We start from the raw sequence: 26,827 nt of genomic DNA, 5'->3' as shown, positions 1-26,827 counted from the left end.
AGTGAAGGAAACAATGTGATTTTTAAATATGTTAATGCCTCATGAATAGTTTAAATCACCAAGTTAATTGTCTATGCAAATATTTTGAAGGGAAATAGAGCTTAGCTTCAATCGGAAATGACTAATTTTACGGCAAACTAATTTGAAGCTCATACTTCCATCCTTTTAAAATTGATAAAAGCATCATACAATTTTTGGGTTCAAAACAAGTTTTTAATTTATAAAAACTATTGGATGAATTAGTTTTATGGTAATAAGTGTAAAATTGTATTTGATTTATCAATAAGAAACTACCCAATATTTTTAACCATATTTTGTAAAGCCAGAAGTCATAGAAATGAATATTACTATCAATATACCCCAATTTTTTAATATAGACGGTAAAAGCGGACGAAATTTTAATTATTTATATCCTCTCAACAATGGAGATACTACCGACAGTCGGTTATTTATTTTGTGCGATGGATCGAGTGGAGGAGTAAAAGGAGATGCATCTTCATTAGTAACAAAAGGATTTTATGAATATTTTACCCAAAAAAGACCCCCAAAAGACAATGCCGTAGGACAGCTCTACATGAATGATGCACTTCGATTTGTGGAGGGGAAATTGCGAGAATACGTCCAATCCAACCCAAAAGAAAGAGGCATGAGAAGTACACTTGCTTTATTGTACTTCAATGAAAATGATACGCTTACCATTGCATGGGTAGGCAATAGCCGCATCTATCATGTGCGAGGCAATCAAATCATCACTAAAACCCAAGACCACACTGTAAATGCCTATAAAAATGGCAAAACAGTCGTTGTTCCAAGAGCTATTTCGGGGATAGAACCAGCTTACCTTAGTCTCTCGATTGTCAAAGACATACTGCCTGGTGATTATTTTTTGATGTGTAGCGAAGGAGTAGTTGAAACGTTGGATGACAGAAATATACGGTATTTACTATCACAAGGAGATGGAAATATCAATAAAAACAAGGCGATTGTTGAAAAAATAAAAGATTTGTGCAGTACCCATTCCTACAAAGGTTGTGGACTGTATTTACTTCAAATAGACAGTACAGCAGAAGGGAGTATAGAAAATATGCCCATTACAACAGTAGCAAATACTGCTAATTCTTCGGATGTGAGCATTGATACGGGGCCGATTCGCAGAAAAAGCAGTGGTTTTAAAACACCTTCGATTTCTAAAGCTTCACGAAATGCCTTTTTACTCTCACTACTCATTTTGACAGTAGTTGCCATTGCTTTTGCCTACAAATTACAACAGTCGAAGCCCGAAGTAGTCTTTGAGCAGCAGATGATACAAGCAGAAGAATTGATAACAAAAGGAGCGTATCAAGATGCCATTGCTCTTTATCAAAGTAGTTTGAACTTGGCTTTGGAAGATACAAGTGTTTTTGCTGGTGTGAGAGCGAAGATTCGACAAGCAGAAGAGCAACAGATGATTGGCATTGCTGACAAACTGTACAAAGATGGAATGTTGCTGAAAGCACGTGACGAATACAAAAACGTGTTGACTTTTCACCCCAACAGCGAATATGCTAGCAAAAAATTGCAGTCCATTGAAGATTATTTACTCAAAGAAAAAAACCGCTTGATAGTTGAAGCTGATTCGCTCATGCAAGTAAATGGTTTTGAACAAGCCAGAAACAGTCTTTTTGAAGCTTTGTATTTGGCACAGCAAGACACCCAACTTTTGTACCGTATCAACAACACTTACAAAGCATTGAAGGAAGATACACTTGACATGGCACTGGCAATAGGAAAGGCTATACAGATTGGTACTGCTCCTCCTGCAACTGCTGAAGAAGAGGAAGATGATTTGTACACGGATGTGGAGGAAGAAACACTTGTGGAGGAATATAAGAATGAACCCAAAATAAGAGAAAGAAGGCCAGTGAAAGTCGAAGTGCTAAAACCTGATACAGATGATTCCATTATCACCCACCAAGAATACAAAAACTTGCTGGAAGAAGGAAAAACGGCTTATGATAAGGGAAATTTGGAACTTGCTGCAACGAAATACAAGGCTGCATTGGAGTACAATAGTACAGAAGGGGTAGTGAATAAACTCAAGGAAATCAATGAAAAATTGAGTAGCAAATCAAAATACAATGACTTGATGCAACAAGCGGATGCGGCTTTTCAGTCCAAAAAATATGAAGAAGCGCAGCGATTGTATCAAGAGGCATTGAAGGTGGAAAAAGACGATGGATATGCGGCCCAGCGTATCGAAATTGCCAAAAATATGATTGAACAATCTCAAGCCAACAATGCATTTCAAAAGTTGATAACAGATGCTGATAAAGCTTTCGATAGCAATAATTTTGCTACTGCAAGGGAATTGTACCAAAGGGCTTTGAGCGATGCTTCTGACCCTGCTGCAATCAATGCGAAAATAGCAAAATGCAACGAAAAAATAATTGAAATGCAAGCAGACATTTCCAAAAAACGCTTGCGGAAAGGTGAAAAATTATGCGAAAGCACGAACTACAATAGCGAATGTTATTACCATCTACGAGACAACAACTTGCTATATAGCGTTAATCCTCAGGTTCTCTACAAATTGGGTCAGCATTTTGAAGGCAAAGACACCAATCGTGCAAAGGAATGTTACAACATTGCAGCAGGGAAAGGTTCGGCTCCCGCAGCGGAGAAGTTGAAGGAGTTGAAGTAAGGAGATTACGTTACCAAACAAGAATATATATTGCTCCCATAAATAGAAGGATGTACTCCAATTTTTTCGATTTTTTTAAAACCCAACTCTAAAAAGAGCTCTCTTAGATGAGGATAATCAATTGGGAAAGGAACCCAAGAGTTAGTGTTTAGTGTATCATATTCTACAATGATGAACCTACCATTTGTATTGAAGTGAGTTTGTAACCTTTCCAATAGACTCTTTTTGTCTTTCACATAATGTAAAGAATTTGCCATAAGGATGCCATTCAATGGAGGTAATACCAATACATCTTTCTCAAAATTAGCTTGTAAAAACTCAATCCTTACGCCTGTTGAATTACTTTCCTGCAATAGTTGATAAGACTTATCCACTGCAATAATGGTACTTTGTTTGGGTAAAAGGTTTGCCAAAGCATAGGTGAAAAGACCACTTCCACAACCTAAATCTGCCCATATATTGGGATGATTTGAGAAGGCGGTATCTCCTATTATCAATTGAATGGCTTCTGAAATATTCATTATAGTTGCTGTTTATTAAAAGACTGCGAGAATTTTGTAAAAATAAAAGGAAACCTTAAAATTTTGTATTTTGCAGTAAAATAACTAAAAATCAACAACAACCATGTCAAAACTACAAAATTATATATTAGGACAATGGGTAGAAGGAAACGGTGAAGGTGAAGCCCTACACCATGCCGTAACAGGAGAAGTAATCACCCATGCCACAACAAAAGGAATTGATTTCAAGGAAGTTTTGGAATATGGACGAAACGTGGGAAACCCCATTCTACGTAAAATGACCTTCCATGAAAGAGGCTTGATGCTCAAACAACTGGCACTGCATCTATACAAAATTAAAGAACAATTTTACCCCATTAGCTACCAAACAGGCGCAACCCGTTCGGACAGTTGGATTGATATTGAAGGAGGAATTGGAAACTTATTTGCCAATGCGAGTTTGCGTAAAAAATTTGGCAGCGAAGCCTATTATGTCGATGGTGAAGCGGTTTCACTTTCCAAAAATGGTAGTTTCATCGGACACCACATCATGGTTCCCAAAGAAGGTGTAGCTATTCATATCAACGCCTTCAACTTTCCTATTTGGGGAATGTTGGAAAAAATAGCTGTGAATCTTTTAGCTGGCGTTCCTGCAATCATCAAACCCGCAACGATTACCTCTTTCCTCACCGAAGCAATGGTCAAAGAAATCATCGCCTCCAATATCTTACCCGAAGGCGCACTGCAATTGATATGTGGCTCGGCAAGAGGCATTTTAGACCACACGATGTCACAAGATGTGGTTACTTTTACGGGTTCTGCAACTACAGGCAGAATGTTGAAATCCACGCCTCGAATTTTGGAGGAAGCTGTTCCCTTCAATATGGAAGCCGATTCGCTCAACTGTGCTGTTTTGGGTGAAGATGCTACACCCGATACCGAAGAATTTCAGTTGTTTATCAAAGAAGTTGCCAAAGAAATGACCGCAAAATGTGGACAGAAATGCACTGCCATTCGTCGGGTAATCGTTCCCGAAAATTTGGTGGAGGATGTGCAGTTAGCTTTGGGGCAGCGATTGGCAAGTACAGTTATTGGCAATCCCGAATGGAAGGAAGTCAGGATGGGAGCATTGGCTGGAAAAGTACAAGTTGAAGAAGTACAAGAACGCATTGCAGAATTGTCTCAAAATGCTGAAATTATTTACGGCAATCCCAATTATGTGGAAGTCGTGGGTGCAGATAGCCAAAAAGGATCTTTTATTTCACCCATTGTTTTGCTTCAAAACCAACCATTTACCCACCGAGAAGCACACAACATTGAAGCCTTTGGACCCGTCAGCACGGTGATGCCCTACAAAAACATGGACGAAGCCATCGAACTCGCCAAAATGGGAAAAGGTTCACTTTGCTGCTCAATTACTACGAATGACAACCAAACTGCCCGAAAATTTGTGGTGGGTGCGGCAAGTCATCACGGACGTATTTTGATCCTCAATCGAGCTTGTGCAAAAGAAAGTACTGGTCATGGTTCACCTCTTCCAATGTTGGTGCATGGCGGCCCTGGACGTGCAGGTGGAGGCGAGGAAATGGGCGGTGAAAGAGGGGTAAAACACTACCTTCAACGCTGTGCCATTCAGGGTTCGCCCACCACGCTTACCGAAGTTACAAACGTCTATCAAGTTGGTGGTGAATACAAACTACCTACCCAACATGTTTTCCAAAAGCACTTTGAAGATTTGCAGATTGGCGAAACGGTCATTACCCACAAACGTACTGTGACAGAAGCGGATATAGTTAATTTCGGCAACATCAGTTGGGACCATTTTTATGCACACACCGATGAAACGGCTTTGGAAGGAACGACTTTTGAAAAACGAGTAGCGCATGGTTATTTTGTCCTATCAGCCGCTGCAGGTTTGTTTGTGCATCCCGCCAAAGGGCCTGTTTTGTTGAACTATGGTTTGGAGGAATGTCGCTTTACCAAGCCTGTGTATGCAGGCATGACGATTGGCGTTCGATTGACGGTCAAAGAAAAATTGGAGCAAGAACCTCGTGATGCGGAAGACATCCCCAAAGGCATTGTCAAATTTTTGGTGGATGTCTATGACGAAACGGGCGAAACGGTGGCAATTGCAACCATTTTGACGATGGTGAAGAAAAAGGCGAAAGTGCAATGATATTGGTATAACCGCTTCAATGGCAAACTCTTCCACCAAATGTACAAGAATAGTTGGGGTTTGTAGTTAATTGAAAACGGTAATTTCTAATATTGAATTTATACCTGAGTTTTTAATTTGCCTTAGTGATTTGAAATAGAAGCTATTTTGATTTGTTGAATAAATTGGCTGCAAGCATCTGTGGGATTGACTTGTTTCATGAATTGCTCACCAATCAAAAAACCTTGAAAGCCCACCTTTTGAAGTTCGAGAACGGTTTGGGGATTTGAGATTCCACTTTCCGAAATTTTGACAAGCTCATTTGGGATGTCATTCACCAAATCTTTTGAAGTTTGTACCGATACTTCAAAAGTTTTGAGGTTGCGGTTGTTTACGCCTACCATATCGAGGTAGGGATTTAGGTGGCTGTCGAGTTCGGCTTTGTTATGGACTTCCATCAGCACTTCTAAGCCGATGGACTGTGCCAATTGTGCCAAAACCATGAGCATATTGGGTTCTAAAGCGGCAGCTATCAATAGAATAGCATCTGCTCCAATGGCTTTTGTTTCAATGACTTGGTATTCGTCAATGATGAATTCTTTGCGTAGAAGAGGTGTTAAGACTTCTTGACGAACGGAGGTCAGGATGGCATTGCTACCTCCAAAAAACTCTGAGTCGGTTAAAACAGAAATAGCGGATGCACCTGCTTTGGTATATCCTTTTGCAACTTCCTCTACTACAACGTTTGCATTGATAATTCCTTTAGAGGGAGAACTGCGTTTGATTTCTGCAATGATACCTGATCCGTTTTGGATGCTGTGTTTCATCGAAATGCTTGACCTATTGAAAAAAGGACTGCTTTGAAGCTCTCGAATACTGCGCTGTTTTTTTGCGTATTGAATTTCTAATTGTTTGTGGTGGAGGATTTTAGTTAGAATATTCATGCTTTTATTGTTTTACTGTATTGTCAAAAAAAAAGGCTCACCGTGCGAACAGCGAGCCTTTCAAGAAAAAAAGATAGACATCAAATTACTTTGTATAATTGTATCATTCTCTACAGGACTGAAAAGGTGTGTTCGCACGATGATTTTTTACCGTACGCCACCAATTTTTTGCAGTATATAGGTTTTGTAAACGCATTTTTGTTTTACTTGAATGATTACTGCAAGTATAAACCATTTTTGGGAAAAGAAAAAAAGTATTTTTGAATCCATTTTGTTGTATTATTTATTTGTTTGAAAGTCAATTTATTGGAGTATTTTCTTTATTGAATTCGTCCTCTGAATTTCTTGAAGTATTCTTCCATAAACGTCAAGTCCTGCTCAGAATGGTCGGTAGGGTAGAACGGTTCTCGAAAAACAACGGTTTTGGAAGGGTAATCAAAAGAAACCAATACAATGGGAACACTTGCGTTTTTTGCGATGTGGTAAAATCCTGTTTTGAGGTGAGAAACTTTTTTGCGGGTTCCTTCTGGAGCAATGACTACTATAAAATGCTCATTTTGATTGAAGTAATTGACCACTTGCTGTACTTGATTGACCGATTGAGAACGTATGAGTGGATAGCCGCCCATCCACCGAAACCACCATCCAATGGGGGGACGAAAGAGTTGTTCTTTCCCCAAAAAACGCATCCATTCTAAGGACATCATTTTTCGGAGAGTAATGCCGATGAGGAAATCCCAATTGCTGGTATGTGGCGCAACTGCAATCACATATTTGTTGAGTTGGGGAAGAGTTCCTTTGACACGCCATCCTAAAACTTTGAAGAAAACAAAACGGCAAAAAGTTTTTAACATGATGTTCGTATGTGTTTGAATGATATACGAAAAATTGTAGGTTAATTTACGACAAAAAATGTGAAAAAATGCCAACACACAACCACAATTACTATATTTGTGTTGTAAGTTATGTTGTCTTTTACTTCAATTATGAGGCTGATGAATACTGCGGAAACCATTCTTACTTATCGTCCTTTTTTAATCTCGATTGCCTACAAAATGCTGGGGAGTTTGGAGGACGCACAAGATATTGTTCAAGATACGTTCTTAAAATGGTTGGGTTTAGACCACTCCAAAATTGAAAATACAAAATCTTATCTTGCCAAATCTACCGTAAATCGCTGTATCAATCACCTCAATAATGCCAAAAAATTACCTATTACTTACATTGATAATTGGCTCCAAGATTCTTTTATTAGCAAATTTAATTTTGAACTTGATTTAAGTGAAAAATTGGATTTCGACTACAATCTGGAAGCAGCTATTTCACAATTACTGCAAAAGTTGAATCCATCCGAACGAATTGTATATGTGTTGAAGGAAGTATTGAACTTCGATTATACAGAGATAGAAATAATTGTAGAAAAGAAGAAAGAAAATTGCCGTCAATTGTTGAGTCGGGCGAAAAAACGAATGGAAGATGAAAAGTTTCGTTTTCACTTAGATACCATCAAATTAAGCCATTTTTACAACAAATGCGTGGATGCTTACAGGTATGGAAAAATGAATGGTTTGATTGAAGTTTTGAAGGGAGATTTGAAGGATGAAAAATATTGATGCGTTTATGGACAGCATTATTGGAACTAATACCCGCATATTGTAGTTACTTTGTGGATGCTAAGGATTGCCAACAAAATAAATACCGCATTTGAGGTGGAGACCTTCGAAGTTTACTATTTGAAGAATATTGGTTTTCATTGCAATAGAGAATCTATGAAGCAAAATTTCAAAGGTCTGAATCAAGAAATTATTTTATTGACGTTCCTAAAACAAAAAATTAACACAAAAAAGAGAAAATATTGAGTGAGACAACCATAACAATTGAAGGCGTTAGTTTGGTAGAATTTTATGGCTCCAACAATGCCAAATTTGATGTATTGAAGAACTCTTTTCCGAAATTGAAACTGATTCCAAGAGGTAGTAAGATTAAGGTCATTGGAAGTAAAGAAGACATCGGTGTTTTTGAAAGTAAAGTAGATAGTATTGTAGATTTCCTACAAAAATATGGTGCTATAAAGGTGAGTCATATTGAGGAATTGTTGGGAGGTTTCGAGCCTACTAATATTCCACAGCGTAAGGACAACGTTATTTTGTTTGGCCCGAATGGTAATGTTATCAAAGCCAAAACGCCGAACCAAATGCGGATGATCAGTGAGTCAGACAAAAATGATATTGTTTTTGCAATCGGACCTGCGGGAACGGGTAAGACATACACAGCAGTGGCTTTGGCGGTGAAAGCCTTGAAAAATAGGGTGGTGAAGAAAATTGTTTTGACCCGTCCCGCCGTTGAAGCAGGCGAAAGTTTGGGTTTCTTGCCTGGTGATCTCAAGGATAAAATTGACCCTTATTTGCGTCCACTATACGATGCTTTGGATGATATGATTCCTGTCGAAAAACTGAATTACATGATGGCGAACCGCATTATTGAAATCGCACCTCTGGCATACATGCGTGGGCGAACGATTGACAATGCGTTCATTATTTTGGATGAAGCTCAAAATGCTACTCGCTCTCAACTGAAAATGTTCTTGACCCGTATTGGGCCGAATGCTAAGTGTATTATTACAGGCGATTTGACTCAAATTGACCTTCCTCGAAATGTGAAATCAGGTTTGAAACAAAGTATTCATATTTTGGAGCATATCAAAGGGATTTCACACGTTTATTTGAGTACTGAGGATGTGATTCGACACAAATTGGTCAAGCAAATTATCAAGGCTTACCAAGATGCTGAAGATGCTGAGGAAACTGAATACTTGAATAAGAATGAAAATAAAGGCAAGCCAAAAGAGGTAGTTAAACCAAAAGAAGACAAACCCCAAAAAGTTTAAGAGAAGGAGTAAGTCAAACTCCAAATCAAACAGCAATCGGCTGAACTTTCTCTTCCAATAAACTTGAAACAGGAAAGTTCAGCCGATTTTTTTTATACAAAGCTCAAAAAATAATTTTACTTTACTTTGAGTATTATCTGTTTGTATGTAGATGCGCCTAAGTCAAGACTTCTTTGTGAAGGAACAGAGCCCCCAACAGATATTTTAAAGTCTCCTGTCTCAAGTTTTCGCACTCCATCATTGTCAATAAGTTCAAGGTCTTTTGGCATTATTTCAAAACGTATGGTTTTGGATTCTCCAGGTTTGAGGCTAACTCTTTGGAAACTTTTGAGAGCATATTGGGGTACTTCTACAGAGGCAGCTAAGTCTGATATGTAGAGTTGAACAACTTCATCGGCAGTATAACTACCCGTATTTTTGATGGTAGTTGAAACACTGGTATTTTCTAATTTTTTGATGTTTGATTTAGTAAGAGAAAGGTCGCTATAAGAAAAGGTTGAATAACTCAATCCAAAACCAAACGGAAATAACGGTTCTTTTTTCATGTATTTGTAGGTGCGATTTGCCATGTTGTAATCTTCATAAGGAGGTAAATCATCAACTGACATCGGGAAAGTGACAGGTAGTTTTCCTGAAGGAATTGCCTTTCCGAAAACTACATTGGCAACTGCCAACCCACCTTGCTCACCAGGATACCAAGCATAGATCAGTGCATCTGCCATTTCATATACTTCAGGGCAGGCTATGGCACTTCCTCCAGTCAGTACGACCACCAATTTTTTGGCTTTGGCTCTTATATTTTTGAGAAAATCAATTTGACTTTGAGGTAAACCAATGTCTTCTCTATCTCCAAAATAATTGGACATAATGGACTCACCTTCTTCACCTTCTATCAACTGTGATAAACCCAAACAAGCAATCGTTACGTCTGACATTCCTGCAACACCTGAAAACCAATCCTGTGGGTTGTTGTTGGCTTTGTCCAATAGTGCACCTTGTCGGTATTTGACCGAAGTGTGAGGGGCAGTAACTGCTACTACACCTTCCAAGATGGTTTTTAAGTCTTCACTTACACCGTAATAATTGGCGAGTAGTGCCTGAACATGGGCAGCAGTAGGTCCTGTCACAAAAACACTGTTTACATTTGGATCAACAGGAAGAGTATTGTTGGCGTTTTTTAACAAGACCAGTGATTTTTCGGCGGCTTCAAGGCTAAGGTCAATATGTTCTTTTTTTCTAATCCAAGATGTCCCAATCGTATCGAAGGGAACGGTATTGGGAGGGTCAAACAATCCTAATTTGAAGCGAGTAGGCAATAACTCTCGTAAGTTTTCATCTACAACCGCTTCAGTTGTCAGTCCTTGTTCTATGGATTCCAATAAGGCAGGGTAATACGTACTTCCACAGTTCAAATTAGTGCCAGCATTGATTGCCATTGCGGCCGCTTCAGTAGGTGTTTCTACCACTTTGTGACCTTCATAAAAATCCTTCAATGCCCAACAATCCGATACAAAATAACCCTTGAAGCCCCATTTTTCACGCAAGACTTCATCCATCAAATAAGGATTGGCACAGCAGGGAATATCATTGGTACGATTGTAAGCTCCCATTACTCCTTCCACTTTTGCTTCCACGACCAAGGCTTCAAAAGCTGGTAGGTAGGTTTCCCACATATCTTTCATACTAGCTACAGCATTGAATTCGTGGCGTAGTTTTTCGGGGCCATTATGAACTGCATAGTGTTTTGCCATGCCCGCTGCTTGCATATACTTAGGGTGATTGCCTTGCAGCCCTTTCACAAAAGATACACCTATTCGAGAAGTAAGGTATGGGTCTTCTCCGTAGGTTTCCTGCCCTCTTCCCCATCTTGGGTCACGAAAAATATTGATATTGGGAGTCCAAAAGGTCAGACCTTGGTAACGTTCTCTTTGGTTGTGGGCGACCGAAACATTGTATTTTGCACGGGCCTCCATCGAAATAGCCCGTCCTACTCGATACATCAAAGAGGTGTCGAATGTTGCCGCCATTCCAATTGCCTGAGGAAAAACGGTTGCTCGTCCATTTCGAGCAATTCCGTGCAAACACTCATTCCACCAGCCATATTCAGGTATATCCAATCTTTCAACGGCCGCTGCACCGTGCATCAACTGTTTTACCTTTTCTTCCAAGGTTAATTTTGAAATAAGGTCTTCAGTTCTCTCCTCAATACTTAAATTGGGATTTTGGAATTTGTGTTCGTATTCTTGTGCAAAAATACTAATGCTACACAGCAATAGTACAAGTAGGAGATTGTGTTTGTTGATTCTTTTCATTTCTTGGATGTTGAAAGGCTGATAGAATTATTTGATAGTATTGAAGTGATTTTAATGGTTTTCAACTATTTGTGATAGCATTTTTTGGATTCCATACTCCAATCCTCGAAGCTCTGCCAAGCCCTTCAAGCGACCAATTGCAGAGTAGCCAGGATAGGTTTTTTTGTTCAAATCATCAAGCATTTTGTGTCCGTGGTCGGGACGCATCGGGATATTTCTTTGCTCTTTGTACATCAATTTAACCGTTTCAGTTAGAATGTCATACATGTCTGCATCTCCTTCAAGGTGGTTGGCTTCCATAAAGTTGCCATTTTCATCTCTCTTCGTATTGCGGAAGTGTAGAAAATAGATTCTTGAACCCCACTTTTTGACCATTTCCACTAAGTTGTTGTCTGCTCTTGCGCCGAAAGAACCTGTACAAAAACACAATCCATTGGCAGGACTCGGAACGGCGGTCATGATGTCTGCTACATCTTGGTCGGTACTCATAATCCGTGGTAAACCCAAAACACTATAGGGCGGATCATCGGGGTGAATCGCCAATTTGATGCCCACTTCTTCGGCAGTTGGAGTGACTTCTTCTAAAAAAGCTACTAAGTTTTTCTTCAATTGTACTCGGTTAATGTCGGCATATTTTTGCAGCAATTCCAATACTTGAGGAATGGTGAAAGGTATATCGCTGCCTGGTAATCCCAATAAGACATTGTGGTAAATGCGTTTTTTTTGTTTCTTTTTCAAGGAATTGAAGTGAGCAGTATAACGTTTGAGTTCTTCCGATGTATAGTCGTTTTCTGCGCGTGGTCTTTTCAATAAAAACAAATCAAAAATGGCGTAATCTGCTTTATTGAAGTAAAGAGCTTCTGATTTGTTGGGGAGTTGGAAGGCAATATTTGTTCTTACCCAATCCAAAACGGGCATAAAATTGTAGGTGACGACTTCAATACCACATTTGGCAAGATTTTTTAGGCTTTGGCGGTAATTTTCTAAATAAGTTTCATAATTGCCACTTTGGATTTTGATGCCTTCATGCACTGGCAGACTTTCTACAACTGTCCACGAAAGGTTCGCTTTTTTGATGTTATTTTTGTATGCTTTTATGTCCTTAACTGTCCATATTTCACCGACAGGAACATGGTGTAACGCTGAAACAACTCCACTACAACCTGCTTGCGCAATGTGTTTCAATTGGACTGGGTCACTAGGGCCGTACCATCTCATCATTTGTTGAAGAGCAAATGTTTGGTTCATTTTGAGGATGATTTTTGTTTAAAATCCAATGGAGTTTCCGCCATCTACCTTGAGGGTAGTGCCTGTGATAAAAGCTGCTTGGTCTGAAGCTAAAAAATAAACAGCATTTGCTACATCTTCAATGCTACCAAGTTTGCCCATTGGCGTGCGGGATATGACTTTGTTCTTTCGTTCGGGGTCATCGTCTAAGGCTTTTGAAGACATGGGGGTTTTGATGAAGCCTGGGGCAACGCTGTTGATTCTGATACCCATTGGCGACAATTCTACTGCCATTGCACGGGTCATTCCCTCCAAAGCAGATTTTGAAGCAGTATAGGAAATCACTTTTGGAATGCCGTAGTGGGCAGCCATTGAAGTGATGTTGACAATTGCTCCTTTAGATTCTTGTTTGAGCATGACTTTCACCGTTTCTCTTGAAAGTACAAACAAAGCTGTTTGATTGATGTTCACAATGTTTTCAAAGTCTTCATTGGTTGTTTCGGTAAAATCTTTTTTTTGATTGATACCTGCATTGTTAACCAACACATCAATTCGACCATAAGTATTTTTGATTTCCTCAACGAATAAAGATGTTTTGTCTATCCAAGCCATATCGAACTGAATCCCAACGGAAGTTCCTCCTAAATTTTCAAGTGCTTTGTCGAGTTTTTCCATGTTCCTCCCTGTGATGATGGTCAAGTATCCCTCTTGGAGGAATCGCTGGGCTATGGCATAACCTATTCCCGACGATCCGCCAGTTATGATTGCTACTTTTTGTTGAGACATGTATTGTTTTTTTTGGATAAATAAAAAATGCTATTACCACTTTGGGCGAATACCCGGTGCATAAGGGAACGTCAATGACTGGTAATAATTGGTGTCATGTTCGGGCTGTTCCAAATCAGCAGGAATAGCCATTTTAGAGAATGTTTGAAAATAGGTCAAACAAGCATCTCTCCACCATTTTGATTCTTTTTCTTGTATATCGAGGTGCATTTTTACCTGTTGAAAACGTTCTGGGTCAATGTGATTTTCAATACTCAACCAATTTTGTTTGAGTTGAGTGACTTCGGATGCTCCTTGATGGTATTCCCTACAAAGTTGTTCCCAAAGTGTATTGCCTGTTGGCATTGTATGGTTCCAGGGTACATGGTGAAACCACAATAAAAATTCAGATGGGCATTTGTCCATGTCGACATATTGGCTGCTAAAATCTTTGTGGTACTGAGATAAGGCATCGCTACCACTTGCAGTTCGGTCAAAGCCAATGCCTTTTTCATCGGCTTTGTGGTAATACACTGATGTCCAATCTGCTCTTGACATATTACTTACCCATGGGCCTGGTCCATAATGGTGTCCTGCGGCCATAATGTGGTGAAGTCCCAAAGGAGTCCTGTTGCGTACACAGGTTTCATGTGAACTGTTCAGCATTTTCTTGATGACCTTCAATGGTTCATCCGTTTGGGTAAAAGTCATTTTTATCCATTCGTCAAAGATGGTTTCGGAACTTAACTGTGGATTCCAGGCGAATCTTCCAAAAGCGTACCAATCCGCTTGTCCAAATAAATTTCCCGTCCAATTGCGGTCAGTGCCTATATTGGCAACCCCTGCCATACCTGTCAATTTGTGTTCATCTAGCGAACCATCAATAATTTTAGCCACAGTTGAGCCTTTACCTTTGGCGTATGTATCAGTTTGTAGAACCTCTTCGTACATTTTTGCCAAGCCAACCAAGTGTGTTCCTTGGCCCAAGTATTCTTTTGTGACTTGAAATTCCATCATCAAAGGAGTTTTAGGCATTGCTCCAAATAATGGGTGAACGGGCTCACGAGGTTGAAAGTCAATCGGGCCATTTTTGACCTGTATCAATACATTCTCTCTGAATTGTCCGTCCAAAGGCACAAATTCATTGTAGGCTTGTTTGAATCTATCTTCGGGTTCTTCCTCGCTATATACAAATGCCCGCCACATAACTATACCTTTGTGGGGTGCAAGTGCATCCGCCAGCATATTTGCTCCATCTGCGTGATTGCGTTTGTATTGTTGAGGGCCTGGCTGACCTTCGGAGTTGGCTTTTACCAAAAAACCGCCAAAATCTGGTATGAGTTTGTAAATCTCATCTACTTTGTCTTTCCACCATTTTTGAACACTTGAATCTAATGGATCGGCAGTTTCTAACCCCCCCAATTCTATCGGTGAACTGAATCGAGCAGTGAGGTAAATTTGGATTCCATATGGTCGAAAAACGTCTGCCAAGGCTGCCGCTTTTTGAAGGTAGTCTTTTCTGAATATGAGCGAATTGGCGTTTACATTGGTGACAACCGTACCATTAATACCAATAGAAGCATTTGCTCTTGCATAGTCGGTGTATCTCACATCTATGTATTCGGGAAGTTGGTGCCAATTCCATATCGAAAAACCTGCATATCCTCTTTCTACTGTTCTATCCAAATTGTCCCAATGATTCAACAATCTGATTTTAATTTGAGGGTTTTCGATTACTGCAATAGAAGTAAGCGGTTGTTGCATTTGCATCATTTTCAGTAAGTAAAAAACACCATATAAAATGCCTTTGTCGTCTTTTGCAGCGATGATAACTGGGGCATCTGATTTTTCTTTTTTGTAAATATAAAATCCTTCTGATTGGAGTTTTTGTGCCTCTTTTTGGGGAATCAAATCGTCAATTGATTTCGATTGACCTATTACTCCTGCAAGAATTCCTTGCTTTTTGTCCCATTTTTTATCTACTTCAATATCTTTTCCGAGCAATTCAGACAAACCATTGGCGAGTTCTTTTGCAGCTGTATTCAAAATAGGACTTTCTCCTTCTATGCATGCTTGATTGATTTGATGGAGATAAGCTGCTCGGACTTCTTCATTTTTAATTGTATTGTATTGCAGCCAAAGGTGATAGCCATCTTTGGCAAAAATATTGTTTTGAAGAAAAGTAAGTATTAAAAGAAGATTTACAACGATTCTAATCATTTTTTATTCGGTTTAGGTTTTCGTTTAGCAGAAGCATTTGGGGTCAAGAAATGGATGTTTGCCAAGATTGCTAAAATGAACATTAAATTTGAAATTAGTTATTTGCATTGTTGTACCAAATATTTTGTGTCACTTTCCCAATTATTTCAAAATCATACAGGAGTAACCCACTTTTCCTTTTTTCTGCTAAAATGTTGAATACCGTAAGCCTGAAATATACACATTGGAAAAATGATAAAAAACGGTTGGAGTTTGTTTATGATATCCACAAAACTCCGACATTTGAAAGAGCTTGGATGATTGATCTAAAACCTATTGTTGGTCTTAGATTCATCAAGCTGCTCTATATTGAATTTTGATGCAGATGCAACGATTTTGGTATTTACTGAAATACAGTACTATGCAATAAACAAACTTTTTTAATAAATTTATTTTTTGCATAATCGTATGTTAATGTTTTTTTAATGAAATATTTTTTTCTAATATTTTATATTTTCATAAAGTCAAATTTTATTGAATCAAAGTCAATATTATTAGTAATAAAAGGGTAAAGTAATTTATTCAATGCGAATATAAAATAAAATTACTGCTTTACGCAATCGATTGCAATAATATTTTTTGGGAATTTGCGCTCTATTCACTACTTTTATTACCTTATATTGTACCTTTGTTTGGAAAATGCAGATTATCAATTATTTAAGAAATATTTATGCCCAAAAAGAATAAACGTGTTACCATACACGATCTTGCTCAAGAATTGAACGTTTCTCCTTCAACTGTTTCAAGAGCCTTGAATGATCATGATAGCATAGGAAAGGAGACCAAATTATCCATTAAAAAACTTGCAAAAGAGAGACAATACAGACCAAATACACTTGCTTCGTCTCTTAGAACTAGTCGCTCAAATACCATAGGCGTAATGGTATCTTGGATCAATAGGCCTTTCATTTCTTCATTGATTTCGGGTATTGAAAAAGCGGCGAGAGATGCAGGGTATCATGTTATTATTTCACAATCTTATGACAGTGTAGAACTTGAAGAGGAGAATCTTTTGGCACTTTACGACAGTAGAATTTCTGCGCTCATTATTTCCCTAGCGATGGGAACGAAAGAATACAGCCATTTTGATTTGTTTACCCAAAATGGTATTCCAATCGTATTTGTAGATAGAATTCCCTACGCAAAGGAACTCAATAAAGTCTATATCAACAACTTCAATGCTGCTTTTGAAGCTACTGAACATTTGATTGAACAGGGGTGTAAGCGCATTGCCCATTTTGGAGGAGAAAGCAAACAACGTATTTATGAGGATCGAAAGGCGGGATACATTGCAGCTTTGATGAAGAACAATTTTGAAGTCGATAATTCCATTATTTTACAAGCAAATTATTTACATGCTGAGGAAGGTACAAGAATGACCGAACAAATTCTCAATATGGATAATCCACCCGATGGATTGTTTTGTGCCAATGATACTTCGGCGGTAAGTGCGATTCAATGTGCCAAGAGAATGGGTGTAAAAATCCCCAAAGAATTGGCAGTTATTGGCTTCAACAACGATCCTATTTGCGAAATTATTGATCCTGCTTTGTCTTCTATCTACCACCCCGCCGAAGAAATGGGACAGGCTGCAATTACCCAAGTGATAAAGATGCTGGAGGGGAAAATTGATACAGAATCTCCGAGTAGAATCATACTCAATACTCATGTCATCGTCAGGACTTCCTCTAATAGAAAAGGAGTAGATCTTGAGTAATTATTTCGTAATCAATATTTTATGAACATTCGTCAATCTATCAGGAAAGGTCAAGATACAAAAATATATACCTGTACTCAAAGCAGGTAAATCCAATTTCCAAGTATTTTGCTCCAAACTTGACTTACTCAATTCATATCCATAGATTTTACTACCGTAGGTATTGAATATTTCTATGTTTAATGATTCAATTGATACCAACTCGTTGTTAAGTCTGCAATACAACACATCATTCGTAGGAATGGGCCAAAATACGATGTCTTTTGAAGAAGGGTCTGGAAGGGGAGAGGTATTTCCTTTTTTTTCATACGAAATAACAAAACTCTTATCACTCCAATCATACACGGCCAATGTACTTTGCTCTACAATTTTGATTCTAAAAGCGTTTCCCTCCATATTCGTTAGTATTTCCCACTCATATTGCCCATCGTTTGGTGTATTTTCTGCAATGGTGTATTCCAAATTATTGCCATTATACAGGTAAATAGCTACTGCGTCATTTACTGAATTGTTCAATACATTCCAAGTAATTGATACAATCGGCTCATTGACTAACAACTCGCCTCCGTTTGGAGAAAGTACTTGAACGTAGCTTTTTGAAGGAGGTAAAATACTGAAATAGCCATTGGTTACACCTTCAAAACTTGCTTTGTGAATTCCCTCAATTTTAACAGAATAAGTTTGCCCTGCTTCCAAATCATTGGGTATTTCCCATTCAAACACTCCATCGTTTAATGTTTGATTCACAATGATTCTATCTTCTATTCCTTCTGACAGCAGTATAATTTTTACTTCCTCATTTTCTTCAAAAACTGACTTCCATTGTATAATCTGTGTTTCCTCTTGCTGCAAAAATGCTCCTTCTTTTGGAGAAAAAACATAACATGTAGGTTCGTATAATTTGAGTCTTTGATTGGCTTCAAAACTTCCATAGTATTTTACAATTCCAGATGGCCATTTGATAGAAACTTGAAATGTTGTATGTTCCTTTAAACCAAAATAAGCGGCCATATCATCCCCTCCACCTAAACTTGAGCCACTGTAAATTTCATCGTATTGTTGGAGTTGATCTGGAGTGGTCAGTGTGATCTTTGCGCCAATGCCGTCCTTGTTAGAAAGGGGAGGGCCTGCACCAACTACATCAATGATTGCCCAATTGTAGCCCGTCGCATTGTTATTTTGAAGTAAAGAGGAATTGGTATCAAAATTTACTAGATAGACATCAGGATCGCCATCCATATCATAGTCTGCTTTCACAATCGTTCTAGTTTGTCGGGCATCAGCCGTACCCGAGATTTCGTCTGCGACCTGTGTGAAAACGGGCGTACCTGCAATGGAAGAACCACCGCTGTGGTACAAAAAATTAGGTTGATATACCAATCTAAGTGAACCAGAAGCCAAGTAAATATCCTGCCAAGTGTCCAAATCGTAGTCCATCATAATCGTTCCCCAAGTAAATAACAAACCCGATTCTGGTTCGAAGATATCCTTGTCCAAGCCTGCTTCTTCACTGACATTCAGCAGATTTTTGCCCGTGTTTTGAAGCAACACACTGTTGATGCCATGGTAGTGAATATTGGAAAAGTGGTAGTCCAAATATCCATCATGGTTCATGTCTCCTCTTGATAGCCCCATGGCAGAATGACAATCGTATTGTCCAGATACTTTTCCTCTTTTGAAAGGACCGATTTCTGTGCTAACTTCACTGAAGGTCATGTTGCCGTTGTTTTTAAACAACTTGTTGTCTTCTGGTCCCAATGGGCAATCGTTTGCCAAATAAATATCCATTGTGCCGTTGTTATCGAAATCCGTAAAAATGCCAATAAAACCGAAGCCCATCAAATCATCCGTTCCATCTGCGTCTGTATCACCCGCCAACAAATCACTTCTATCCGTAAAAGTAACAGGATTTCCGCCGTTGTTGATATACAAAAAATCTTTGGGTGTAATAGGAGATTCAAAACTGATGATGTGATTGGAAACATACAAATCCAACCATCCGTCGTTGTTCACATCTCCCCACGAAGCAGATGATCCAAAACCAAGTTGAAAATCCTCATCTGCGCCAAAGGCTTCAAAAGTTGCATTTGTAAAATGTTCATTCCCATCATTTCGCAAGAGTATATCTTGATTCAAATTTGCTAAATAAAGATCTTTATCTCCATCGTTGTCATAGTCTGCTGCCGAAACACCAGAGCCTTTGCATTGCAAACATAAAGCGTCTCCGGTAGTAACATCTGTGAAATCGGCAGTACCCAATCCTATTCGATTGTTCCGAAACAAGTGGTTTCTATCATCGTTGTTGGTCACATACAAATCTATGTCACCATCATTGTCGTAGTCGAACCAAACGGCACCAGTTCCAAAATTTGCTTCTCCAGCAGGAACATTGTGTAGAATCAACACCCCTTGTTCTTCAGCAACATTGTTGAAGAGTGTTTGCCCAAAAATAGAATGAATCGCTAAACTACAAATTAAGAATAAAAGTATCTTTTTCATATCTATACTTTTAAAATAAACTAAAAACACCAGTAGCGTAATAGCATACTGGTGTTCAAATAAACATTAATGATGGTCTGCAGTTAATTATTTCAGTTTTGTTATTCTCAAATCATCAATCCAAAAAGTCATGTCCACATTTTGTGCTAAATAATACTAAAATTTAACGCATATAAAATAAATCAACAGTAGTGATATTTTCTATTGTTTTAATGTTTCAAGACTTTTCGCTTATATCTAAAACTTCTACTTCCAATGAACTATTACCACTGAGAACGATATCATCCACCATTCGTCATCAGGGTCAATTGGTAGCCACAATTCGCAAGTCGTCTAGATAGAAAGTACCACCAATATTAACATCTCTTGAAAAGTGAATAGGTGTTCTAATCATATTATCTTCAGCACCCGTAGTAAATTCAAACGAAATTTCCTCCCAATCACCAGACAAAGTTGCTTCTGATCTATTGAGCTCTGAGAAATCAGGTAAACCCAATGTAAAATCAACTCGTGAACCAGCTGGCCCTTTTACTTGAATGGAGTAAAGGTAAGTCGTAGCGGGAGCTACTTCAAATGATTCTTCTCTGATTTCAATGTTCCAAGGATTTGCACCTACATCCAACACTTCAATCTTCAATGCCTGTCTTCCACCTCTTGTTGAGCCATTTCTGAAAGAAACGACCTCTACATTTGCCAAAGAACCTGCTCCAGAAAATCCCCAACCAGGAACAGCAACAGTCGTTGCATCTCCCAAATCTCCCTCCTCAAAACTACCATTGATATTCAATGCAGGCAGACAAAGAATCTCTTCAGGTGAATCATCACAAAGGAATAATACTTCGCTCGAACTGACTACTCCAGCAGGTGAAGACAAGGTAAACACACTGCCTGAAACCGCACCATTAGGTACTGTAAATGCAATAATGTCTTTTTCAGAACTATTAATGCTTGCAGGAACATCCCCAATTAACACACTTTCAACAATGGAGAGGTTGTCACCAATGATTATGATTTCATCTCCAACATAAGAAGCCAAAGGCCCTACATAAGAGATAACTGGTAAGGCAACTACTTCAATGCTTGCAGTAGCTCTTTCGTTGCCTTCAAAAATAAAAGTCACCTCTTGAACACCCAACACCACTCCAATAGGTACTGTAAAGGTGACAGAAGACTCAGATGCTACAACCGAAGGGCTGCTATTGCTGCCCATAAATACTCTTTTCACACCAGAAAGACCGCTACCCAAAGCAGAAAGGGTAGCTCCTGCCCCTGTAACAGATGAATCAAAACCTGTGATTCGGCTGCTCACATCCACCGCATTTGCAGCACCAATTTCGCCTGTCAACTTGTCGGTATCGTCTTTTTCACAACTAGAAAAAGGCAATACCAAAAACAAAGAAAGCAATAGCCACAAAGAAGGCTGAATGATATTTTTTATTTTGGAAGAATTGTATTTTATCAAATCCATGATTTGTTATTTTTAATATTTAAGATTAACAATGATGAAAAAATAACTTTACATTTTTTACTGAATCTATTTCGACTCCTTCAAAAAGCAGAATTAGGGTTGTAAAGTTATTTTTTCTTTGTTCCATAGGATTAGTAGCCCGGATTTTGAGGATACTTACTATCAGCCGTAGTAGGGTCAATTGCAAGGTCAATATACCCCTGTGGAATAGGCCGTAATACATGGTGAGGTTGAATATTCGGTCCTCCGTCGGGATTGTATAACTGGACTCTTTCTAACAGCTTACCTGTTCTCACCAAATCAAACCACCTCATATACTCTCCAGCCAATTCTCTGGTTCGTTCTGCCAGAATGAAATCAATATCTACGTTTCCGGCAGTAATTTCCATTAGAGCAGGATTCGCATTATTCCAAGCGGCTCTTCGTCGAATCACATTGATATAATCAGCTGCCAATTGGGTATTGCCTAATTGAAGAGCTGCTTCTGCGGCAACCAAGTAGGTTTCTGCAAATCGGTAAACAGGATAGGGGCGATATGAAGATACATTCGCATCGTCTTCCGTTCCTGGCTGTGGTCTTTCTATTGCATTGAATTTGCTTAAACTTGGATATTGTTCTTTCTGCGAACTGATAAATGCAGGGGTGAAAACAATAAAACCTCTTCTGCCTATGTCCTCTGCTGTCAAGTTAATGTGGTCTTGTGGCATCCATACACAAGTATCACCAAGAGAAAATTTGGGTTGTCCTTCCATATCTGGACTCACATAACCTGCAGCTACATCCCCTGCTGTCCAAAGAGGGTAAGTTGAAGCATCTGTATTGTTGGCATACCATACTGTTTGAAAAGATTTATCAAATCTTGAATCTATGGTTTTGTTATTGAAGGCTTCGTTTAACAACCAATCAGTCGGTTTGAATCGAATCCAAGGTCTTCCATTTTGTACATCTCTAACAAGTGCATCAGATGCTCTTTCATAAAAACATCTGAAGTAATAATTCGCTCTATTCATTTGAAGTGCAACCTCATTCGGAGCACCATTTGCAGTAATGTCTGTGAAATTGGGATCTCCATTTCGTTGAACAGAGAATAAAATCTCAGCATTGTCGTCATTTCCTTCTCTATGTACATCTGCAAAGTCTGAGAGTAAGGCGACTCCATAGCTTCCCGCATTGTTGATTAGATGTTGAGCTGCATCCAGAGCATTTTGGTAATCACTTGACTGTGCTGCTTCCGAATATGCTCTTGCTAAATATACTTTGGCAAGTGTGTGATAAGCGGTGGCTTTCCATGCCCTGCCTGGTTCGCTTGGTGTATCAGACAGATCGATTATTGCATCTTCTAAATCGTTGATAATAACATTGTAAACTTCTGAAACAGATGCTCTTGAAAAATTATTTACTGGAGATCTATTGAAGGCAAGCGGCCCTGAACCTAAATCAAGAGAAACCCCGCCAAAAGTTCTCACTAATATGAAATACCAGTGCGCTCTTAGGTATTTCGCTTCTGCAATAAGTGTTCTCCTTTCGGGAGTCATATTGTCGGTAGTTCCCAACTCTATAACCCCATTGCAGGTGTTGATGGCGGGGTATGCTCTATTCCATGGAGTTAAAATGTCACCATTGTTGGCATCTAAGTTTTGATAATTGTTCAATGGTGGGTTAGATACTTGATTTCCATTTGTAAATTCGTCGGTTCCATAGACGGTCATGTTGTGCGTTCCTTCTGGGCCATAGTAGAATCGAAGATAGGCATACGCTGCTACTATTCCTCCTTCAAGTCCTTGGTCGGTCTCAAAAAGGTTTGGAGTTAATAATGACCGTGGTTCCTCCTCCAAGATATTAGAACAAGCTGAAAAAATCATGAGGGAAAAACAAAGTAAAACGATGTGTAAAACTTTTATTTTTTTATATATAATGTTCATAATGATTTATTTTACAAGGTTACATTTAATCCCAAAATCAAAGATCGGGTAGGTGGAGTGTCTGCACTGACGGTCAATCTACGTCCAAAGCCAGCTGCACCAATAACATCTCCGCCTCCATTAGCTCTACCATTTGGCTCTGGGTCAATACCGCCCTGATCTACATAGTCAGAGAAAAATGCTTTGAATGGATTGTTTACAGTAAAATACAATCTGGTGGCTTGTAATCCAATACCAGACAATACGCTTTGAGGAATGGTATAACCAAAGTTGATGCTTCGGATTTTCATGTAGGAAGCATCAAAGTATCCAACTGTAGATCCATAAGGAGTTATTTGTCTTCCTGTGCGAGGAAAATCGTTCGTCGCATTGTTGGGAGTCCAATAATCTACATCTGGACCATTTCTTCTACCTTCCAAACTATTAAAAGGATTTCCTTGATTCATTTGATATAAATTGGAGACAAGTGTTCCTCCGACTTTTGCAAAAGCAACCACAGAAAGATCAAAGCCTTTGAAGTTGAATCTGGAAGAAATACCAGCAGACCATTTTGGATCTAACTGTCCAATAATGGTTCGGTCTTCAGCATCGATAGTACCATTGTTGTTCAAATCGGCAATTTTGATATCACCTGGTGCAAAGTCACCAAAACTTGAAGCCAATTCTTCTTCGCCCAACTGCCAAATACCAATTTTTTGGTAATCATAAATTACATTTACAGGTTGTCCAACAAACCATCCATTTCCTTCATCTTGAGTGACTCCTTCAGAAAGTTCAATGATTTCTTCTTTGTGGGCAGTAAAGTTTATGTCTAGTCCCCATTTGAAGCCATCACCTGTATTTCGTACAATGTCAGTAGATAACATTACTTCTATTCCTTTACCTTCTACTTTACCGATATTTTCTTGGAAACTACCCGGTACACCAGAAGTAATCGGCACTGCTCTTGACTGCAATACATCCTCGGTCGTGTTTTTGTAAACATCTATGGAACCGCTAATTCTATTGTTGAACAAACCGAAATCAATGCCCACATTTCTAGATGTAGTAAACTCCCAAGAAAGTTCAGCATTGGGAAGTGTACTTACCAAAAATCCGTAAGTACCGCCATCAGGGCCAAAATTATAAGGTATTCTTGAAAGGCTACCCAAAGAGGAGTAAGGGGAAATAGATTGGTTGGAAGTACGACCTACTCCCAATCTCAATTTAAGAAGGTCAATGGTTTCGCTACTTTCTAAAAATGGTTCATTGTGTATATTCCAAGCTAAAGCGGCGGCTGGGTAAGAAAACCATTTATTTCCTTCTGCCAATCTAGAAGACCCGTCTCGTCTGATAGTGAATGTAGCGAGGTATTTGCTTTTGTAGCCATATTCAATTCTTGCCATGAATGAGAGCAATCCCCATCGTGAATATTGGAAGGCTGGATCGTTAGGATTGTTTGGAATGGTAGTAGATTCTGCAAGTGCAAAGTTGTAATATTGAAGAAAATCTGCAAAAATAGCACTTGCATTTACACCGCTTCTATTGGACTCTTCTTCTTGTGCACTGTATAAACCAGTGAAAGAAAGATTGTGGTCTCCAAACGATTTTTCATAGAGTAATAAGTTTTCAATGGTATAAGACCATGAATCTCTATTCCGAATGGCCGCAGTGCTACCACTACCATTTTGGAATGGTGTATTGGAAGAATAGAATTGACCATATTCATCTTGCCAGTAGTCCAAACCAGCATTCAATCGGTACTTCAATCCTTCAATGATTTCAACTTCTCCATACACATTATTAAAAGTTCTTAATCTTCTTCTTTCTTGACTCCAAGAGTCTTTTTGGTATAAGGTCAAAGGTGAACGAGTATTGGCATCTACGGATCCAATTGCAGGAAGTTCATTTATTGTGCCATCTTCATTGTAGGCATTGTAAAGAGGGCTTAATGTAAGTATTTGAAACATTGGGCTAGCATTTTCACCATCTCTATTGGATACAGAGTTAATCATGGTAGCACCAATTTTGATGCGCTCACCAATTTTTTGGTCAATTGCCGCACGCAATGAAAATCGCTCAAATTCTTGACCTGGTAATACTGTGGTTTCGTCAAAATACCCAGCAGAAATAGAATACTGTGTTTTATCTGTTCCGCCAGTTACGCTCAATTCATGGTTGGTGATATATCCATCTCTATACATCACATCTTGCCAGTCGGTTGATCGACCTGAAACCATATTTTCAATTTCAGTGGGAGTAAAAGAACCGCCTGGTGCGCCAAAATTGGATACTTGTTTAGCATCTGCATATTCTTCGGCATCCCAAAGGTCATATTTGTCCAAAGCCGAAGCTATACCCACATATCCATTATAAGTCAGCCTTGGTTTTCCTACACTTCCTCTTCGAGTGGTTACTAATATCACCCCATTCGCACCTCTTGATCCGTAAATAGCTGTGGCAGAGGCATCTTTTAGAATGTTCATGTTCACAATGTCGCTTGGATTGATGTCATTTATATTGCCGCTAAATGGAATACCATCCAGTACAACCAAAGGGTCGTTTACACCAGATTCGTCCGTACCAAGTGATCTGTTTCCTCTGATACGAATCTGAGAACCTGCACCTGGTCTTGACGAGGTTCTTTCAATTTCTACTCCTGCTACTCGGCCTTGTAGTGCCATTACAGGATTGGATACGGGTATTTCCCGTAGTTCTACTTCTTCCAAAGCTACAACGGAACCTGTAACGTCACTGCGTTTTCTTGTACCATAGCCTACTACGACAATTTCATCAAATAGGTCAGCAAAAATTGCCATTGAAACATCGAGTTGAGATCTACCACTGATTGGGATTTCTTGTGCAGTATAACCTACAAAACTGTAAACAAGAGTGGCATCGGATGGGGCCGAAATGGAATAAGAGCCATCTACATCAGAAACGGTTCCTTCTGTAGTGCCTTTTATGACAATGTTAACACCAACCAAAGGCTCGCTATTCTCTTCTGAAGTTATAACTCCTCGCACAGTCGTATTTTGTGCTAGTCCAAGGCTCGATATCCCAAATAAGAAGAATAACACAAATATGGGTTTGTGCATTCTTTTTAGGCATCGTTTGATTTGTAGTTTTTTGATCATCGTTTTTAATGATTTTTTGGTTATTATCAGAGTATTCCAAAAATTACAGGAACAGAATGTGTTTGTCAGAAACAAAAATAGAATTATTTTCTAAATTTATGCAATCGATTGTGTATTTTTTTAAAAAGTCAAGATTTTTCAATGAGAAATTGAAGGAGATTATCTTGTTTTAAAAATTAGAAAGCAAATAAAATGATTTGATTATTATTGTATTAAGTGAAAATATAGACAATGTTAATTTTGCTGGTAATTGATAGAATTATTTTCAAAATCAGTAGTATTATTGATGTTCTATCGATATTAATTGGCTAATTCAAAAGACTGAATAGGGAGAATACATAGGATAAGTATATTTTTTGAATTTAGGTCTTAGTAG

General features: G+C 38.8%; 16 protein-coding genes. 5 read left to right on the top strand and 11 right to left on the bottom strand.

The window, feature by feature from the left end; translation table 11 throughout:
• Window positions 1-337 precede the first annotated feature (337 nt).
• On the top strand, window positions 338-2,680 hold the full coding sequence (locus R3E32_04190) for a tetratricopeptide repeat protein (GenBank protein ID MEZ4883918.1): 2,343 nt from the start codon (window positions 338-340) through the stop codon (window positions 2,678-2,680).
• Between the two features lie 5 nt (window positions 2,681-2,685).
• Here the strand turns inward: R3E32_04190 and R3E32_04185 are convergent, their stop codons facing one another.
• Complete coding sequence (locus R3E32_04185) at window positions 2,686-3,201, bottom strand: class I SAM-dependent methyltransferase (protein ID MEZ4883917.1); 516 nt, start codon at window positions 3,199-3,201, stop codon at window positions 2,686-2,688.
• A 103-nt stretch (window positions 3,202-3,304) separates the two neighbouring features.
• Between R3E32_04185 and paaZ the strand changes: the two genes are divergently transcribed.
• Entirely contained in the window at window positions 3,305-5,356 is a 2,052-nt protein-coding gene (gene paaZ, locus R3E32_04180) for a phenylacetic acid degradation bifunctional protein PaaZ (GenBank protein ID MEZ4883916.1), read from the top strand.
• Window positions 5,357-5,478: 122 nt separating this feature from the next.
• On the opposite strand, the gene trpC is transcribed toward paaZ, so the two are convergent.
• Together trpC and R3E32_04170 are read right to left on the bottom strand one after the other, a co-directional pair.
• Window positions 5,479-6,279: an indole-3-glycerol phosphate synthase TrpC gene (gene trpC / locus R3E32_04175; GenBank protein ID MEZ4883915.1), complete on the bottom strand. Its 801-nt coding sequence runs from the start codon at window positions 6,277-6,279 to the stop codon at window positions 5,479-5,481.
• 320 nt (window positions 6,280-6,599) lie between these two features.
• Complete coding sequence (locus R3E32_04170; protein ID MEZ4883914.1) at window positions 6,600-7,133, bottom strand: 1-acyl-sn-glycerol-3-phosphate acyltransferase; 534 nt, start codon at window positions 7,131-7,133, stop codon at window positions 6,600-6,602.
• 141 nt (window positions 7,134-7,274) lie between these two features.
• Between R3E32_04170 and R3E32_04165 the strand changes: the two genes are divergently transcribed.
• Window positions 7,275-7,892 (top strand): sigma-70 family RNA polymerase sigma factor, encoded by a 618-nt coding sequence (locus R3E32_04165; GenBank protein ID MEZ4883913.1) that lies wholly within the window; start codon window positions 7,275-7,277, stop codon window positions 7,890-7,892.
• 242 nt (window positions 7,893-8,134) lie between these two features.
• A complete protein-coding gene (locus R3E32_04160) occupies window positions 8,135-9,166 on the top strand; it encodes a PhoH family protein (protein ID MEZ4883912.1) in 1,032 nt (343 codons plus the stop codon).
• A gap of 116 nt (window positions 9,167-9,282) precedes the next feature.
• On the opposite strand, the gene R3E32_04155 is transcribed toward R3E32_04160, so the two are convergent.
• From R3E32_04155 to R3E32_04140, 4 genes are read right to left on the bottom strand one after another with little or no spacing between them, the layout of a single operon-like run.
• Complete coding sequence (locus R3E32_04155) at window positions 9,283-11,478, bottom strand: glycoside hydrolase family 3 N-terminal domain-containing protein (protein MEZ4883911.1); 2,196 nt, start codon at window positions 11,476-11,478, stop codon at window positions 9,283-9,285.
• Between the two features lie 51 nt (window positions 11,479-11,529).
• Window positions 11,530-12,726 (bottom strand): mannonate dehydratase, encoded by a 1,197-nt coding sequence (gene uxuA / locus R3E32_04150; protein MEZ4883910.1) that lies wholly within the window; start codon window positions 12,724-12,726, stop codon window positions 11,530-11,532.
• Window positions 12,727-12,744: 18 nt separating this feature from the next.
• A complete protein-coding gene (locus R3E32_04145) occupies window positions 12,745-13,491 on the bottom strand; it encodes an SDR family oxidoreductase (protein ID MEZ4883909.1) in 747 nt (248 codons plus the stop codon).
• Between the two features lie 33 nt (window positions 13,492-13,524).
• Window positions 13,525-15,690, bottom strand: a complete 2,166-nt coding sequence (locus R3E32_04140) for an alpha-glucuronidase family glycosyl hydrolase (GenBank protein MEZ4883908.1) — start codon at window positions 15,688-15,690, stop codon at window positions 13,525-13,527.
• Between the two features lie 709 nt (window positions 15,691-16,399).
• Here R3E32_04140 and R3E32_04135 point away from each other — a divergent pair.
• Window positions 16,400-17,446 (top strand): LacI family DNA-binding transcriptional regulator, encoded by a 1,047-nt coding sequence (locus R3E32_04135; GenBank protein ID MEZ4883907.1) that lies wholly within the window; start codon window positions 16,400-16,402, stop codon window positions 17,444-17,446.
• Here R3E32_04135 and R3E32_04130 read toward each other — a convergent pair whose 3' ends face one another.
• The 4 genes from R3E32_04130 to R3E32_04115 all read right to left on the bottom strand — a co-directional run bounded on the left by R3E32_04130 (window position 17,447) and on the right by R3E32_04115 (window position 26,340).
• A complete protein-coding gene (locus tag R3E32_04130) occupies window positions 17,447-19,945 on the bottom strand; it encodes an FG-GAP-like repeat-containing protein (protein MEZ4883906.1) in 2,499 nt (832 codons plus the stop codon). It abuts the gene before it with no gap.
• 304 nt (window positions 19,946-20,249) lie between these two features.
• The gene (locus R3E32_04125) at window positions 20,250-21,413 is read right to left on the bottom strand and encodes a carbohydrate binding domain-containing protein (protein ID MEZ4883905.1); all 1,164 of its coding nucleotides are present in this window, start codon (window positions 21,411-21,413) and stop codon (window positions 20,250-20,252) included.
• A 131-nt stretch (window positions 21,414-21,544) separates the two neighbouring features.
• Window positions 21,545-23,335: a RagB/SusD family nutrient uptake outer membrane protein gene (locus R3E32_04120; GenBank protein MEZ4883904.1), complete on the bottom strand. Its 1,791-nt coding sequence runs from the start codon at window positions 23,333-23,335 to the stop codon at window positions 21,545-21,547.
• Window positions 23,336-23,346: 11 nt separating this feature from the next.
• Complete coding sequence (locus R3E32_04115) at window positions 23,347-26,340, bottom strand: TonB-dependent receptor (protein ID MEZ4883903.1); 2,994 nt, start codon at window positions 26,338-26,340, stop codon at window positions 23,347-23,349.
• Between the last annotated feature and the right edge of the window lie 487 nt (window positions 26,341-26,827).

Source organism: Chitinophagales bacterium (assembly GCA_041392475.1).
In the GTDB taxonomy this organism is placed as follows: Bacteria; Bacteroidota; Bacteroidia; order Chitinophagales; family UBA2359; genus JAUHXA01.
The sequence above is the reverse complement of the archived record's forward strand: the minus strand, read 5'-3'. Positions and strand labels throughout refer to the sequence as shown.